Annotated in this window: 12 protein-coding genes; 4 read left to right on the top strand and 8 right to left on the bottom strand. The window is 62.5% G+C overall.

What is annotated here, in order from left to right:
• The 8 genes from XH80_RS07290 to XH80_RS07255 all read right to left on the bottom strand — a co-directional run bounded on the left by XH80_RS07290 (position 1) and on the right by XH80_RS07255 (position 11042).
• Complete coding sequence (locus tag XH80_RS07290) at positions 1-1218, bottom strand: MFS transporter (protein ID WP_271597993.1); 1218 nt, start codon at positions 1216-1218, stop codon at positions 1-3.
• Positions 1215-3104: an IucA/IucC family protein gene (locus tag XH80_RS07285; protein WP_271597992.1), complete on the bottom strand. Its 1890-nt coding sequence runs from the start codon at positions 3102-3104 to the stop codon at positions 1215-1217. Before XH80_RS07285 ends, XH80_RS07290 begins: the two co-directional genes overlap by 4 nt.
• Complete coding sequence (locus XH80_RS07280; protein ID WP_271597991.1) at positions 3104-4243, bottom strand: NAD/NADP octopine/nopaline dehydrogenase family protein; 1140 nt, start codon at positions 4241-4243, stop codon at positions 3104-3106. The genes XH80_RS07285 and XH80_RS07280 overlap by 1 nt, the downstream gene beginning before the upstream one ends.
• Complete coding sequence (locus XH80_RS07275) at positions 4240-5250, bottom strand: PLP-dependent cysteine synthase family protein (protein WP_271597990.1); 1011 nt, start codon at positions 5248-5250, stop codon at positions 4240-4242. Before XH80_RS07275 ends, XH80_RS07280 begins: the two co-directional genes overlap by 4 nt.
• Positions 5232-6623 carry a Y4yA family PLP-dependent enzyme gene (locus XH80_RS07270; protein ID WP_271597989.1) on the bottom strand — a complete coding sequence of 464 codons (1392 nt, stop codon included), beginning with the start codon at positions 6621-6623 and terminating at the stop codon, positions 5232-5234. The genes XH80_RS07275 and XH80_RS07270 overlap by 19 nt, the downstream gene beginning before the upstream one ends.
• Positions 6624-6633: 10 nt before the next feature.
• Positions 6634-7050: a hypothetical protein gene (locus XH80_RS07265; protein WP_271597988.1), complete on the bottom strand. Its 417-nt coding sequence runs from the start codon at positions 7048-7050 to the stop codon at positions 6634-6636.
• A gap of 62 nt (positions 7051-7112) precedes the next feature.
• A complete protein-coding gene (locus XH80_RS07260; protein WP_271597987.1) occupies positions 7113-9413 on the bottom strand; it encodes a TonB-dependent receptor in 2301 nt (766 codons plus the stop codon).
• A gap of 777 nt (positions 9414-10190) precedes the next feature.
• Positions 10191-11042, bottom strand: coding sequence for an IclR family transcriptional regulator (locus XH80_RS07255; RefSeq protein ID WP_271597986.1), 852 nt, complete (start codon positions 11040-11042; stop codon positions 10191-10193).
• Positions 11043-11329: 287 nt separating this feature from the next.
• Between XH80_RS07255 and XH80_RS07250 the strand changes: the two genes are divergently transcribed.
• The 4 genes from XH80_RS07250 to XH80_RS07235 are packed head-to-tail and all read left to right on the top strand — an operon-like array spanning position 11330 to position 15168.
• A complete protein-coding gene (locus XH80_RS07250) occupies positions 11330-11506 on the top strand; it encodes a hypothetical protein (protein ID WP_271597985.1) in 177 nt (58 codons plus the stop codon).
• Between the two features lie 49 nt (positions 11507-11555).
• Entirely contained in the window at positions 11556-11696 is a 141-nt protein-coding gene (locus XH80_RS07245) for a hypothetical protein (RefSeq protein ID WP_220005930.1), read from the top strand.
• A gap of 5 nt (positions 11697-11701) precedes the next feature.
• A complete protein-coding gene (locus XH80_RS07240; protein WP_271597984.1) occupies positions 11702-13426 on the top strand; it encodes an FAD-dependent oxidoreductase in 1725 nt (574 codons plus the stop codon).
• A gap of 14 nt (positions 13427-13440) precedes the next feature.
• Positions 13441-15168 carry an FAD-dependent oxidoreductase gene (locus XH80_RS07235; RefSeq protein ID WP_271597983.1) on the top strand — a complete coding sequence of 576 codons (1728 nt, stop codon included), beginning with the start codon at positions 13441-13443 and terminating at the stop codon, positions 15166-15168.
• Positions 15169-15180: the final 12 nt, after the last annotated feature.

Below are 15180 nucleotides of genomic sequence, written 5' to 3'. Positions count from 1 at the left end.
TCAGCTTCCTTTGGGGGGCGCAGTCTTGAGCCAGATGCCCAGCGCCGACAAGCATGACAAAACGTAGAGCGTCGCGACGAGCGGGAACGCAGCTTCAAGACCAAGGAACTGCGTCACGCCGACGCCGGCAATGATGCCGCTTGCGGAGGCGATTTGCTGGGACGCCTGCGCGAGACCCAGAACCGACCCCTGCCGATCATTGATAGCGGTTGCCGAAATGAGCGCGAGGAGGACCGGCGTCGTTCCCCCAAGAAGCGCGCCCCAGATAAAGTACAGGAGCGCGAACACGGCAACGGAGCCCGTACCGCCCGCCAGATATGTGACCAAAACGCACGCGGCCGAGATGAGCACGTGGGCCCCCAGCACATAGGATGGCGATCGGTTCTCAAAGAGACGAGCCCACAACGGTGCGGCCAGAACAAAGCCACAAGCCAATAGCCCATAGGTCAGGCCGGCCACCCAGTGCGGCGCACCAAATACCTGGGTCATGTACAGCGAGAAAGGCACCTGGAGGACCATGCGGCTAGCGAGCAGCATTCCCATCAAGGCAAGAAGAGCTGCGATCGGGACAACAGTCGACGTCGCAGGTTTTGCGGTCGTTGCGTTCCCGGGATTGGCAGCACCCGCTCCTCGCGCCGGCACCGGCAGGCTCGACCAGGCAACGGCAGCGCACAGCGCACAAATTATCCCGGCCGTCAGATTGACCGCGGCAAAGGGAAAGCGATCGAGAATGAGCCCACCCAGGAAAGCGCCGCCCAGCGAGCCTACATTGGTGGCAACCTGAAGCCAGGCAAAGAGGCTTGCGCGATCCTTCCCGCCGGTGATCTGCACGCCATAGGCCTGGGCCGGGGCGATATAGCCGGCGCAGGCACCCTGCAGGAAGCGCAACGCCATGATCGTCCAGACATCCTGTGCAATGGCAACGAGTAGCTGCGTGACCGCCAGACCGCAGAGCGCGCGAACCATCATCAGTCGATTGCCATAGCGATCGCCGATGCGCCCCCAAAGGGCGCTGGTCAGAGACATTCCGATCATCGGGCCGACATAGACGGCAACGCCTGCCAGTCCGAAGACGCCGTCGGATGGGCTCAACGCCTTGATCTGGATCGGCCAGAATGGACCGCTCATTTCCATGGCCCCCATGGAAACGAATTGCAGGCCGAACAGCAGAACAAAAACAGGTCCGAAGCCGCGAACCGCGACGGAAGCATTTGTCATTGCGCTCCCGCCAGGGGATTTGGCAACTCGTGCTCAAGGCGATAGTCACGATACCGCTCCAAATGCATCCGCAGCACCGAGCGGCTGGGCCACGGCTTCTCAAGGAAAGCCTTGCGCTCTTCCAACCAGAACGCGTCCGACAATACCCGCGGCCTGAGTGCGTCGAAAGCGGCCTCGGTCTCCTCCCGCAGGATCTGCCAAAGGTTGGTTCCGGGTAGCGTATAAAGTTCGTCGAGGCACAGTGCGACTTCATGAAGATGGCAGACAAAGCAAGCGTTGATAAGGAATGAGCGCACGAGGCCGATATCGTGGTCGAATGTGGTAGGCAAGATTCCCGCGCGTGTGAAGGGTTGGAGATTATGCCCTCGCTCCCTAAAGAGTGGAGCAAAACTGCGCCCATCACCGAAATCACGGATCAGGAGTTTCAGCGGGCGGCCAGTTTCGTCGAACAGAATGGTGCTGTTTTGCTGATGCGCCTCGAAGGCAATTCCGTAAAGCAGGTACATGGCGAGCGTAGGCCGGATGACGGTCCCCGCATAGGCGCGGAAGAACGCAGAAACCGCTGCTTCGCTCTCGTTGCCGTTTCGTGCAATCAGCTCGCAAATGAGCGGACGGCCATCGATCGGGCTTGCCGTCAACAGCGCCGCGACTGTGACCGGCAACAGCCCATCATTTCGCGCCAGAGCGTCGGAGTTGCGGTAGACGACCGAAAGAAAGCGGCCCGGATGCTCGTCACCCGTTACCGGATGATGCAGAATCGCACCCAGCTCTTCGGTGAAGATCTCCAACCTGTCACCAAGATCCCTCTCCTTTGACAGAATATCGGAAATCAGGGTGCTGAGACGCGGCCCCATGTGAATCGACTTGGCCTGCAGAGTGCGCTGTTCGCTGGTCATCCAGATCGCCACCGGCAGCTTGATAAAGGGTCGTGGTTCCCGTGTGTCCGGCAGCATTGTGCGGAACGACATCGACGGTAGCGTCACGACCTCCGGACCATCCGGGTCGAAAACTCCGGCAGCTATCTCGGAGGCGAATTCACGATACAGGAAATTGTCGAGGTGCCAGATATGGACGGGCAGAGGCAGCCAGTCCTCAGGAGACTTTCCACTCTTGTTCAATCCTTCGGTCCAGTCCCGCCAGAGTTCAGGAAATTTCTGCGAGAACCATTCCGAATAGCCGCCGACATGCGGCATCTTCTCCACATAGGACCATTCTTTGCGCAAGGCTGCTATCCGGACGCGTACGCGAGCACCGAACTCAGGCGACAACGCCGTGACATCCTCGGGCGGCAGGTCGGGTTTCGCCTTCCATGTTGGATAGAAGGGATGACCCTCCAGCGCGCCCCACTGATCGAGAGTCATGGCCGCCAGATGCGGCGGCTGGCTCTTTTCCAGATATGCGAGGAAGCCACGCGCTTCTGCCTCAACTATTGCGCCTCGAAGCTCAGCGCTCCAATGCTCCCGGTGACGACGCGCCAGAACGTCGTTGCGCATGCTGTCCTCGACATCTCTTAGTAGATGCTCGAGGCCGTCCGATGCGGGTGCGATCGCCAAGGCGGGCGCGACCTGCCGCATCAGGTCGGAGGGACCATCGATCCGGTAACGAGCGCTGGTCTCGTCCAGGACTTCGACAGAACCACGATTTCGCAATGTTCCGGCAGGCCTACGACGTAAATCGGTGAAATGCAGAACCCGATTCGACTGCCAAAGAGGCAGCCATGCCTGGTTACCGTCGCGCGCCCACAACAATGCATCCGGGTTAAGAAGACGTTCGGCAAACAAGCATCGAATCAACCGATTGAGGGCATTGCGCGCTGCAGCCGACCAACGCTGTGCCTCACGCGCCCGGGCTTCGGCCTCTGCTGGGGAAGACATCCGCTCCTCCATTACGCTTCCTCCGGCCAGTTGGCGGGCAAGCAGGCCGATGCGCCTTCGGAGAGCCCGCCGTGGTATTCGAGCGCCCATTTGTAGGTTTTCGAGATCGCGGGAGTAGCTACGTCAAGTCGCGCGGCCAATTCCACCAGTAGCGCCTGTCCGAGGGCGATGTCTTCGTGGAAAGCGCGGCTTGCGCGATCGATGACAAGACCGGGCCCGTCCGGATTGGGAACAAGGGGAGCGTGAATGCCCGCGTAAGCACGGTTGGTACGCAACAGGGAATACACGGTCCTGTCGTCCTCGATCTGGCTGCCATAAGCCTCGACCAACTCCTGTCGGAGCGGCTTCACCGAACACAGATCAATGCCCAGGCGTGATTCCGCCGCATAACGGATTGCCTGGTTGTCCGCATCGCAGGCCTCCAGCAATGCAGCGCCGGCGCGAGGGCAATCGCTCCACCAGCAGAGAGGACGGTCAAAGGGCTTGTTTTCCCAGGGGGCGCCGGGGCCGATCAAGGCATAGAGCACCGCGGGATGCATCAATGCGTTGCCCGGCGTCAGCGTGATTTCGAGATAGTCCCGCAGCAGGGTGACCGGAGCTTCGTAAAGGTGGCTCAGCATCGCTTGAAGCTTGTCGCGGCTCGCGGCGGTCTCGCGGCGATGGAGCGCCGCGAACAGCTGAGCTTTGGCCCCTCCCATGCGAACCCGCTCGCCCGGCGCCAGATCAAAGGCGGTATGCGGCACGTCCTTCAGGCCCCAGATCACCACATTGTCCACGCCCGAAAGGGCTTTGGCCGCGAGCCAGTCGAAGCCGCAAAAGCCAGGGATCGCGCCGACATAAACCAGCTTGTCCCGGGGCAAATGCCGCGAGAGGCCGTGGAGAAGCACGGGCCGCGCGTGGGCCGGCTGCGTCACGATCACCATGTCGGTATCGACGAGTGCCTCACTCGGATCGATGCCAACATAGTCTGGTCGCCCACTCAACACGCGACCGTCGGGCGTCTGTGCCCGCCAAACACCATCACCGCCCCCCCACCGGTCGGCGACCGCAGGCGCTCCCGTCAGGACGGAAACGGTGATATGTGGCCGCTGCTTGAAGAGCACGGCATTCAAATGCCCGGTGCGCCCTGCGCCGCAGATCGTGACCTTCATGCTGCGCGCGCTCTTCCAGGTAGCCAGGCGTCGAGTTGTGCGGCGATTGTCGGATCCAGCAAATCGCGCTTGCCCATCCATTCATCGTCGAAGACCGAGCCGAGATATTTCTCGCCACCGTCGGCAACGGGCGTGACCACCGTGCCATGCAGCTTGCCTGCCGCAATGAATTCCAGCGCCTTGTATATGGTGCCCCCGGTCGAACCCCCGACCAGAAGCCCGTAGCGCCGCGCGATAAAGCGTGCTGTTTCGAAGGCTTGGCCGTCGGTGACCTGGACCCCCTCGTCGATGCATCCATAGTCGAGCACCTTGCCGACTTCGTCGCCCGCAGGTGTTCCCGTGCCCGACTGGTAATAGGGATGCCCGGGTTTGCCGAAGATGATCGAGCCGGCCGGCTCAACCGCGATGGTCCGAATAGCAGGGTTAGCCCGCTTCAGACGCTGGGCGATGCCGGTCATTGATCCGCCAGTGCCGACACACCCAACATAGGCGTCGATACCCTCCGGAAGCTGTGCCAGCAATTCGTCGACGAAACCGGCATAGCCTTCCGGATTCGCCGGATTGTCGGATTGGTTCATGAACAAGGCATCAGGAAGCTGGGCACCAAGTTGGGCGGCCAGCCGTTGGCGCTCAACAACCGCGACCTCGTCTTCCCGAAAATCGCCCTCGACATAGCGAATTTCTGCGCCCAGCGCGCGCATCGTGCGAATCTTGTCCGGCGCGGCGTGATGATCGACGACAGCGATAAAACGCAGGCCCAACTCCACTGCGGCCAGCGCCAGCCCGATCCCGGTGTTTCCGGACGATGACTCCACGATCGTACCGCCCGGCGGAAGCCTTCCGTCCTGAAGCGCGGCGAGCACCATGCTGCGCGCCATGCGGTCCTTCATCGACCCACCCGGATTATTCTTTTCGAGCTTCAGCACAAGCGTGGCGTCGCTGTCAGGGACCGCGATCGGCATCACCGGCGTTTGGCCGATCAACTGGCTTACGGTCGTGCAGAGCATTTTGTCTCTCCTATCGTGTCGGGAACGAGCGTCGGCGGTCCTTTCGCATCCCCAACCACGCAAAGGCGGCGCGGCATGGGATGGCGATGGAATTCGTTTTCGAGGAGATCCATCTGGTAGCCGCCGGTGTTGGCGTAGATCAGGAGGTCTCCAGCGCGTGGAGCGATTGGAAAGGTGAGCCATCGATTGCTGAGAACGTCATCATCCAGGCAGCTGTGGCCCGCCAAATAAGCTCGAATCGGTCGTGCGCCGGCAGGCGACGGAGAGGCCGGCACCAAGATCGGATCGACCAGAAATTCGGAGCTGAACCAGGTCTCGCAAGCGCTGAAGCTGCTGCCTTCGACGAAGACGACATGGGTATCAGGGCCAACGGCTTTCACTCGCAGCACGCGGAAAACGGAAATTGCCACCTGATCGGCCAGTGCTCGGCCGGGCTCCATCCCGAGCACCAGCCCTTCGTGAACAAGATAGTTCGCGAGACTTCGGCCATCGGCCATCCGCGCGCGCAGCAAATCGCGCAGCCACGCGGCTGCCGAAAGCTCTCCACCATAGGGATAGAAGGATGCAGGCACCTTTGCGGTGCGGTAATCCTCAGCCGTTTGTCTCTCAAGATGCGCATGGTAAGCGGTCTGATCGACGTATTGAATTGGCAGGCCGCCACCGATGTCGATCATACGTGGCGCAAAACCTTGCGCCCGCGATTCCGTGATCAGACCAGCGGCCTCTCCAATCGCCTGCGCGCGAGAGTCCCACTCATAACCGCTCAGGTGGAAGTGCAGCCCGTCGAAGCGCAGCCTGTCTTCGCTGCCAATCCGGGACAGACAATGCCTGATGGACGCCGCCGGCATCCCGAAGCGACTCCGCGGCTGGTTGGTCGGACGCAAACGCAGCAGCACCGGCTGAGCCGCGCCACCTTCCGGAAGCAAGCGGATCAGATCCTCGAGCTCTTCCGGCGAATCCAACGATATGAGAGCGTTGCAGCTGATGAGTTCCCTGTGGAAGGCGACGGTCTTTGCCGGGCCCGTTGCCACGAGTTGTGTGCCGACGGCACCGAGCTGCCTCGCATCGCGCAACTCATAGAGGCTCGAGACGTCAATGCCGGCGCCCGCACGCAACGCTGCGGCCAGTAACCCAGGCGATTTGTTGACCTTCGCTCCGTAATAGATGGCGCTCGAGACGCCGGCTTCTCGCAAAACGCCCCTAAGTGAGACGAGATTCGTCTGAAGCTCATCGGGCCAGATCAAATTGACCGGAGACCCGTGTTGGGTGATCCAATCGATCAGCAGCCGACTGTTGCCATTCAGGAGCTTCGTCGCGCTTGGTCGCAGGATCGGCGGGAGGCCTGCGCCGGGCTTGTGGCAATACAAGGTCATCGCCTCCACCTCAGGCACGAGCCACAGCGCGTTCCGTCGGAGCAAGGACGTGCAAGCTCTCCAATGGCAAATTGCAATTGGGAAGGCTCTGATCAAAGATATGCCGCGTCGTTTTGCAGGGAAACTTCCCGCCGCTGCGCGCCATCGCGAAGATGGACGCGGGTGTAATCGTCTGGTCCGGGCGCCAGCTCTCCACCCGGACCGCGGTGTAGTCCAGCAGAACTACCGGCACCAACGGCAGCTGCAGAAGATGCGCAACTGCCAGGCGGTGATGACCGTCCATCACGAACAGGGCGTCCTTTTCCGCCGTGATCGGAACAGTCCAACAACCCGCACGGAGGATCTGCGCCTGTAGCGCCTCCACCCCGTAGGGATCGACCTCTTCCGTTGGGATCAAGCATGTCGGCGAAAGGAGGCAAACTTGCATATCGACCAGCCTGATTTTGTCAGCAGGATCCGAAACGTCTCACCACGCTGTGAGATCAGCGATTACATGTCGACGGTCATCGACAGAAGATACGTGCGCGGCGCTCCCAGGAAGAACGTGCCGAATGAGGCAACGCTGGACCAGTAACTTTCACCGGTCACATTCTGGATATTTGCGCGGAAGACCGTCTTCCTGCCGTTGATCGCCGTCGTGTAGAGGGCCCCGAGATCCAGTCGTGTCCAATCCGGGATTGGTTGCTTATTTGCGCTATCGACGAACTGCTTGCCGGTGTAGATGACTGTTCCGCTCAATGTGAGATCTCTCATCCACGGGAGATCCCACTCTGCCCCGATGTTGGCTTGTACGTTCGGAACGCCGATTGGCGTGTTGCCCACGTTTGCCGAGATGGCCGTCTTCGTCAGAGTACCATCCAGCAGCGAAACGCCTCCGAGCACACGAACATCGGGCATGAGTTCGCCGTAGACGTTGAACTCGAGCCCACGCACTTGCGTTTCCGCGGTCGCCGCGAATCGCCCGACGGACAATTCGCCGCTCGCCTTCGATATCTCAAAGGCGCTGAAGGTAGTTGCGAAACGGCCGAAGTCCACCTTGATGCCGGCCTCGTACTGCCTGGCGACGTAGGGTGCGAGCACTTCGCCGAAATTGGAAGCCGTCTGAGGCGCCACGTCGCCTCGGGCGAGCCCTTCTATATAATTCGCGTACAGGGAGATATTGTCCCGAGGCCGGACGACCAGCCCGACCACCGGGGTGGTCGCCCACTGGTCGTAGGACGACGTCAACGTTCCGACATTGGAGACATAGTTGTTCGCTTCGATACCCTGGCGACGGACACCCAAAGTCAGCAGCACCCGCTCGTCGAGCACTGACAAGGTGTCGGCAATCGAGAAACCCGTGAGCTGACTGTCCGAGAGCCGGGGGCGCCCCGGGACCTCATTTGCGAACTGTGTTGCCGATACGGTCGGACTATAGATGTTCGATGCGACCAGGCTGCCATTGGTGAGCCGCCGGAACAGCTCGTCGTGGTAGACCGAGGCCTGGAAGGTGACGGCATGGTGAACGAAACCGGTATCGAAACGAGACCGGACGCCGCCATCATACGTGTACCGATCAATGCTTAGGCCGAAGAATTGCGGCGTTGAAGTGGTGTTGCCGCTCGCGCTGGTGATCGTCGGAAGACCGAAGAACCGCTCGACATTGGTCCGCGATCCCCCGACATCGGCAAACAATGTAACATGATCGTTGACATCGTATTCGTTGCGCCACAGGACCGATTGATCGTCGATGCGCGACCATTCCCAGGGTTGCGTCACGTTCAGCCGGGCGTCCGGCGCCTTCGGTACTTGCAAGCCGGCAGCCATGAGGAATGGACGTGACGGAGCGTCGAACCGATCGGTTTGGGCAATGAGGTAGAGCCAAGACCTGTACCGTTCGCCCTGATAATCGAGAGCCAGCGATCCGACACCCGTCGTTTCGGACAGGCGGTCAATCGGCGTATCGCCGTCGCGGAAACTACCACTGGCTCGCACGCCCCATTCCCTGCCGTCGCCATAACGCCGCGCAACATCCCAGTGGCCGCCAAATCGTGCGGTCGAGCCGTAGCTCGCAGTCAGGCGGGTCAAGTCCTCTTCCGCGCGCTTAGGCACGACATTTATGACGCCGCCAACGCCACCGTTTGGCGCAATTCCGGAGAGCGCGGCCGAAGGGCCTTTCAGCACCTCGATACGTTCGACGTAGTCCGTGAAGATGCGGAATGTCGGCGCGATTCCGTAGAGGCCCTCGAAGGCGAACTCACCGCTGTTGCCTTCGTTGATCGGGAAACCGCGAATGTTGAAAGAGTCCACCACACCGCCCGTTGGGTGGGAACTTCGCACGGAAGGATCGAGGATCAAGGCATCCGCACCCTTCGCAGCCTGCTGGTCCCGGATGAATTTATCCGTGTAACTCGTCACGTTGAACGGCGACTTCATTGTGTCGGTGTTTCCGAGCAGTCCGAGCCGTGCGCCTTGAGCGACCTGGCCGCCTGCAAAGGCGGGCACGACCCCTGACTTGGACAGCTGCGATTGCGCTGTGACGGTTTCGGTTTGCGGAGCGCTAGGCGCCGCAGCGCGTCGTGACGCTGATCGGACCCCGCCGGCACTTCGTTTGACCGATGCGCGGCGGGCCGACGGCTGCGTCGGAGCATCGACGGTAACGGGTGGGAGAGAGTTTACGCCTTGCGATGTTTGGGACCGAGCCGGCGACCCGAACCACGCCAGCAACGCCACTCCACCCAGCAGCGTCGCACCATAGCGAGCCGCCGTCCCGACATCACCTGCACGTCGCATTTCCAGAAAGTCCCTCATCAACTACACGTCGCCACACCGAAATGACTCCGTGCTCACCTGCACCAAACATGGACCGAAGATCTGATCTCCGCGCGCGAGCGCGGTCGGCGCTAGAAGCGCGGGAATTAGATCCTCCGCAGATCGGAGCTTGCAGACAGTTGCTCGCTCGTTGTTTTCAACGTCCGATTGCCGCGTCTGCACCGCCTCTTTAGAGAGACGCTATCGCGATCGCAATGCAAATGCGTGCGCTGCGACTTAGAATGTCTCGACCATTGATGACGCGAGGCAGTCGCCAGCGCGTTTGGAAAGAATCCAAAAGCGCGTTGGAAGATTTCAGGTCAGTGCTGTTGGAACGTCGCGAGAAGGATAGACACGAGTGCTCTGCGAGCTCGCCGTGCCGTTCGTGGGCACGGCAACGCAATAGCCTCGTCCTCTTCAGTAATGCAGCGGCACTGCCATGGAGGGAATGTCGCGCGTCACCGTGTCGCTGATACGGCGCTCCCGCGCCCCCGGTCGATCGTCAAGCTTTCCTTGCCGACATCGCGCACACTTGGAGGTCGTGCCGAAGGGCGCGACGCACTTCCCCCGCACGGCATCAACGGCACCTTGCCGACAAGGCAAGGAAGCTCGGCATCCCTGTCTGGCGAATCGGCGGCGCGTGAGCGCTATTCGCGTCGCTTGCGCTCGTTCATGTTCTGACGGATCACGTTACGCAGTCCTTCAGCGTTCGCGACGGCCGTTCAGCGATCCCCTCAATGACAATGCGGATGATATGCCTAACAACTCCCGTACCAATCAGGACCCGGGTCCGAAGAAGCTTTCGCCCCGCCGCGCGACCTGGCCGTAGAGCCCGGGCGAAGCCAGTGTCGCCATCGACAGCTCTTGCGCCGTCTGCAACAGCGACGGCGCAAGCTCGAGCATGCACTCCTCGGTCAGGCGGATGTGGGGACCGGCGATCACCACGGCGCCGGTCACCTCCTTGGTCTTGGGATGACGGATGGGAGCAGCGGTCGCACTCATCCAGGGCGTATAGGTCTGCACGCAGATGCTGACGCCGCGCTTGCGCGTCTGGCGAAGGAATTTCAGCAGCGCCGGCCAGCTCTCCGGCGCTCGCGGACCATAGTCCTTGCGCAGCCCATAGCCCTGCTTCTCCACCAGCGCGCGTGCCTCTTCATCCGACAGGCATGACAGCCAGGCGTGGCCGCTCGCCGAGCAGGACAGCCGCCCGACCTGGCCCATATCCGGATCATAGCGCAGGCCGGCAGGCGAGCCCTGCGCCTTGGCGACCCACACGAGCTCGCGGCCGTCGATCATGGCGAGACGCACGAGTTCGCCGCTCTCCCGCGCGAGGCGGTCCAACAGCGGCTGGGCAAAATCGGTGATGCCGCTGCCGGCGAGGAACGTGAAGGCGAGCGAAGCGATCTTGGCGGTGAGCTGGTAGGCGCCCTGCTCGCGCTCCTGCTTGACGTAGCCATGATCGATCAGGCTCGTCAGCACCCGGTGCGTGGCGCTGCGCGGGATGTGCAGCGAATCGGCGATCTCGAACAGCTGCACCCCATGGGCATTGGTCGCGAGCAGCTCGAGCACCCCGAGCGTCCGCTCCAACAGGCCGCTCGGCGCCTCGGCGGGATCCGGTTTCTTCGACATCAAGGCAGTTTTCTGATTCACAACTGCATCTCCTGATCAAGTCCCACTATCTGACCGGTTTCAGCGGCCTTGTGACGCTATCGCAGCGACCTCTGTCATTCTTCATCCTTGTGAATTGCCTTGCTCTGGGCCGCTCTTTAGCATGCCCCAAATTGTGATTGGAATTAGATTCCAGTTCTTGACTTCCATACTGGAATCGAATTCCAGTCGTGGTAAGTTTAGGCCCAGGAGCCGCATTAAACGGCCCGCCGGCAGCGACCGGCGCATGTCAGAACGGGAGGAAAGAAATGACGGATCGGAAGAAGCCGGATGCCGTGATCGGCGGCATCGCCGCGAGCGATCTCACCGCCTTCCTCAAGCAGTGGAACGAGCTCGGCATCAAGGACAAGATTCCCTTCGATATTTCGGTCGGCAACGCCGACCTGTGGGGGCCTCGGCCCGGAAGCCGCCGACGGGCGACATAGCATCACCCGGTAGTACAAGAATCCGAACAACTCCCGCGAGGAGCAGGCGATGGTCGCCGCCTATGAGAAGAAATACACCAGGCCGGCCGCCGACAAAGCCTGGATGGGTTGGTTCGGCCTGAAGAGCCTGCTCGATCCGATCGAGATGGCGAAATCGGCCGAGCCCGGCGCCCTCGATGGCTCGAGCTAACTGCCATGTTCAGGACCATCGACGAGATTTCCGAGGGCGCGAGATACGACCTGGTCGTGATCGGCTCCGGTGCAGCCGGCATGGCCGCCGCTCTGTTCGCCGCGATCGAGGGTCGAAAAGTCCTGCTGATTGAACGCACCGACTATGTCGGCGGCACCAGCGCCCTCTCCGCGGCAACGACTTGGGTGCCGAACTCGCACCATTCCAGGAGCGTCAATCCCGACGACAGCAAGGAGAAGGTCCGCACGTTCCTCAACGGCGTCGTGGGCAATCATTCAACACCCTCCATGCGCGAGGCGTTTCTCGACAGCGCACCGGAAGCAATTGCGGCGCTCGAAGCCAACAGCATGGTCAAGTTCCGCCCCTATGCGACGCATCCCGACTACGAGCAGCAGTTCGAGGGCGCGACCATGCGGGGGCGCGCGCTCGAACCGGTGCCGTTCGACGGCCGCAATCTCGGACCCGATCTCGACAAGATCCGCCCGCCGATTCCGGAGTTCACGATTTTCGGCGGCATGATGGTCGACCGCACCGACATCGGCCACCTGCTCGCGATCAAAAAGTCGGCGCGCTCCGCGGCGCACGCTTGCAAGATTATCGCACACTACGCCGGCGATCGGCTCAGGGGCCGGCGGGGCTCGCGCCTGGTCATGGGCAATGCACTGATCGGGCGTTTTCTGGCGTCGCTGCATGCGCGCGGCGTCGAGATCCTGATTCGGACAGAGGTGCAGGATCTCGCCACCGAGAACGGCGCCGTCAACGGCGCAATCCTCAAGTCGGGTGCCATGACCCGCCGCGTCGCGGCCACGAACGGCGTGGTGCTCGCGGCCGGCGGGTTCAACCGGCATCCGCAACGCCGCGCCGAGCTATTGCCCGAGGCCGAAACGTACAGCCCATCGGCGCCGGGACATACCGGCGCCATGCAGGACATCGCGTTGCGGCTCGGCGCCCGGCTCGGCGAAGGCAATCTCGACAGCGCCTTCTGGGCGCCTGTGTCGATCCGCAAGCGTGCCGACGGCACTACGGCGAGCTTCCCGCATTTCGTCATGGATCGCAGCAAGCCGGGGACGGTCTGCGTCGATCAAACGGGACGACGCTTCGTCAATGAATCCGTGTCCTATCACCTGTTCGGGCGAGCAATGTTAGGGCACAACAAGCAGGTACCGTGCATCCCGTGCTTCATCATCACCGACGCGGTCGGGCTCTCGAAATACGGTCTCGGCATGGTGCGGATGGGCACGCGCAACCTGGTGCCCTATCTTGCCGACGGCTACCTGACACAGGGCGCGAGCGTCCCCGAGCTCGCGACCAGGATTGGCATACCGGCAAGCGGCCTGGAAAGCACGATTGCGGCAATGAACCGCTATGCCGCAAGCGGCGTCGATCCCGATTTCGGACGCGGCACCACGCCCTATCACCGCGTCAATGGCGATGCCTCGGTCGGGCCCAACCCCACGCTCGGCCCGATTTCGACCGCGCCCTACTACGCCGTGCGGCTGTATCCCGGCGACATCGGCGCGGCCACCGGTCTCGTCATCAACGAGTGGGCGCAGGTCACGCGCGCCGACGGCAGCGCGATCGTGGGGCTCTATGCCTGCGGCAACGAGGCTAATTCCATCATGGGCGGCACCTATCCTGGACCCGGCATCACCATCGGCCCGGCCATCACGTTTGCTTACCGCGGGGTGCGGCACGCAATCGGAGCGGCACAGGCGCGGCGCGCGGCGTGAACCGGAGTTCTGGTATGACAGGTGATCACAAACTCGACTGCGATCTGCTCGTCATCGGCTCGGGCGCTGGCGGCCTGGCGACGGCGGTCACAGGCGCGGCGCTCGGTCTCGACGTCATCGTGATCGAAAAAGAGGCGCAGCTTGGCGGGACCACGGCCTGGTCCGGCGGCTGGATGTGGATCCCGGGCAATCCGCTGGCGAAAGCCGCCGGCATCGTCGAGCCTCCCGAGCAGCCGAGACTCTATTTGCGGCACGAACTCGCGGATGGCTATGACCCGAGGCGGGTCGAGATGTTCCTCGAGCAGGGTCCGCGCATGGTCGAGTTCTTTCAGAGCGAGACTCATCTGGCCTTCATCGACGGCAATCAGATTCCGGATTTTCACGGCAGGAGTCCGGGCGCGGTGACGGGCGGCCGCTCGGTCTGCGCGGCGCCGATCGACGGCCGCGAGCTCGGCCCCCGCGTTCGTGATCTCAAGCCGCCTCTGGATGAAGTGGCCCCGTTCGGAATGGGCATCGCCTCAGGTGCCGATCTCAGGCACTTCCTCAACGCACGTTCGTCTCCGACGTCGTTCTTCCACGTCGCCCGCCGGCTTGCGATGCACATGCTCGACTTGCTGCGCTTCGGTCGCGGCATGCATCTCGTCAACGGCAATGCCCTGGTCGCCCGACTGCTGAAATCTGCAGATAGCCTCGGCGTCCGCATCATGCCGGCGACGCCGGCGCAATCGCTCTTACGCGAGGGAGCCCGCGTCATCGGCGCCCGGGCTGAGCATGACGGCGCGACGCTCGAGATTCGGGCCCGCCGCGGTGTCGTGCTCGCCTGCGGCGGCTTTCCGCATGACACGCAACGGAAGGCTGCGCTGTTCGCCCATGCCCCGAGTGGCAACGAGCACTGGTCGGCAGCGCCGCCGAGCAATACCGGCGACGGCATCCGCCTCGGCGAAGCTGTGGGCGGGCTGCTGCGGACCGGCCTCTCCGATGCAGGGGCCTGGGCGCCCGTGTCGCTGGTCCCGCATCGCGACGGCTCGTTCGGTCACTTCCCGCATCTGATCGAGCGCGCCAAGCCCGGGCTGATCATGGTGCGCAGCGACGGGACACGCTTTGCCAACGAGGCGGACTCCTATCACGACGTGATGAAGGCGCTGTTTGCGGCCACGCCGAAAGCCCTGCCGGCCGAGGCCTGGGCGATCTGCGATGCAAAATTCCTCAAGCGTTACGGTCTTGGCCGCGTGCGTCCCCCGCCCTTCCCGGTCTCGCCCTGGATTCGCAACGGCTACCTGAAACAAGGCGCGAGCATTGCGGCGCTTGCGCAGGCCTGCGGGATTTCCGCCGACGGGCTCGCAGCGACGATCGAGCGCTACAATCACTTCGCAGCGCGTGGCGAAGACCCTGCCTTCGGGCGCGGCGACACGCCCTACAATCGCGTGCAGGGCGACGCAGCGCATCTGCCGAACCCGTGCGTCGCACCGATCGCATCCGGCCCGTTCTATGCGGTCAAGATCGTGGCCGGCAGCCTCGGAACCTTCGCAGGCCTCAACACCGACGAACACGCCCGGGTGCTCGATGGGCAGGCGAAGCCGATCGAAGGTCTCTACGCCGTCGGCAACGACATGGCCAGCATTATGGCCGGCCGCTACCCGTCAGGCGGCATCACGCTGGGACCGGCGATGACCTTCGGCTACGTCGCAGCCCATCATGTCGGTGGAATTCCACTCGCGAACAACCGGTCGGCGGCCGCCTGACCGCAAGGAGAA

The organism is Bradyrhizobium sp. CCBAU 45384 (genome assembly GCF_028128665.1).
GTDB classification, from domain to species: domain Bacteria; phylum Pseudomonadota; class Alphaproteobacteria; order Rhizobiales; family Xanthobacteraceae; genus Bradyrhizobium; species Bradyrhizobium manausense.
Note: the sequence above shows the minus strand (reverse complement) of the source record. Positions and strands in the feature narration are given on the sequence as shown.

Bases quoted from the DNA above. Each gene is read 5' to 3' on its own strand.
- XH80_RS07290 (WP_271597993.1), bottom strand. From the start codon at position 1,218: ATGACAAATGCTTCCGTCGCGGTTCGCGGCTTCGGACCTGTTTTTGTT.
- XH80_RS07285 (WP_271597992.1), bottom strand. From the start codon at position 3,104: ATGGAGGAGCGGATGTCTTCCCCAGCAGAGGCCGAAGCCCGGGCGCGT.
- XH80_RS07280 (WP_271597991.1), bottom strand. From the start codon at position 4,243: ATGAAGGTCACGATCTGCGGCGCAGGGCGCACCGGGCATTTGAATGCC.
- XH80_RS07275 (WP_271597990.1), bottom strand. From the start codon at position 5,250: ATGCTCTGCACGACCGTAAGCCAGTTGATCGGCCAAACGCCGGTGATG.
- XH80_RS07270 (WP_271597989.1), bottom strand. From the start codon at position 6,623: ATGACCTTGTATTGCCACAAGCCCGGCGCAGGCCTCCCGCCGATCCTG.
- XH80_RS07265 (WP_271597988.1), bottom strand. From the start codon at position 7,050: ATGCAAGTTTGCCTCCTTTCGCCGACATGCTTGATCCCAACGGAAGAG.
- XH80_RS07260 (WP_271597987.1), bottom strand. From the start codon at position 9,413: ATGAGGGACTTTCTGGAAATGCGACGTGCAGGTGATGTCGGGACGGCG.
- XH80_RS07255 (WP_271597986.1), bottom strand. From the start codon at position 11,042: ATGTCGAAGAAACCGGATCCCGCCGAGGCGCCGAGCGGCCTGTTGGAG.
- XH80_RS07250 (WP_271597985.1), top strand. From the start codon at position 11,330: ATGACGGATCGGAAGAAGCCGGATGCCGTGATCGGCGGCATCGCCGCG.
- XH80_RS07245 (WP_220005930.1), top strand. From the start codon at position 11,556: ATGGTCGCCGCCTATGAGAAGAAATACACCAGGCCGGCCGCCGACAAA.
- XH80_RS07240 (WP_271597984.1), top strand. From the start codon at position 11,702: ATGTTCAGGACCATCGACGAGATTTCCGAGGGCGCGAGATACGACCTG.
- XH80_RS07235 (WP_271597983.1), top strand. From the start codon at position 13,441: ATGACAGGTGATCACAAACTCGACTGCGATCTGCTCGTCATCGGCTCG.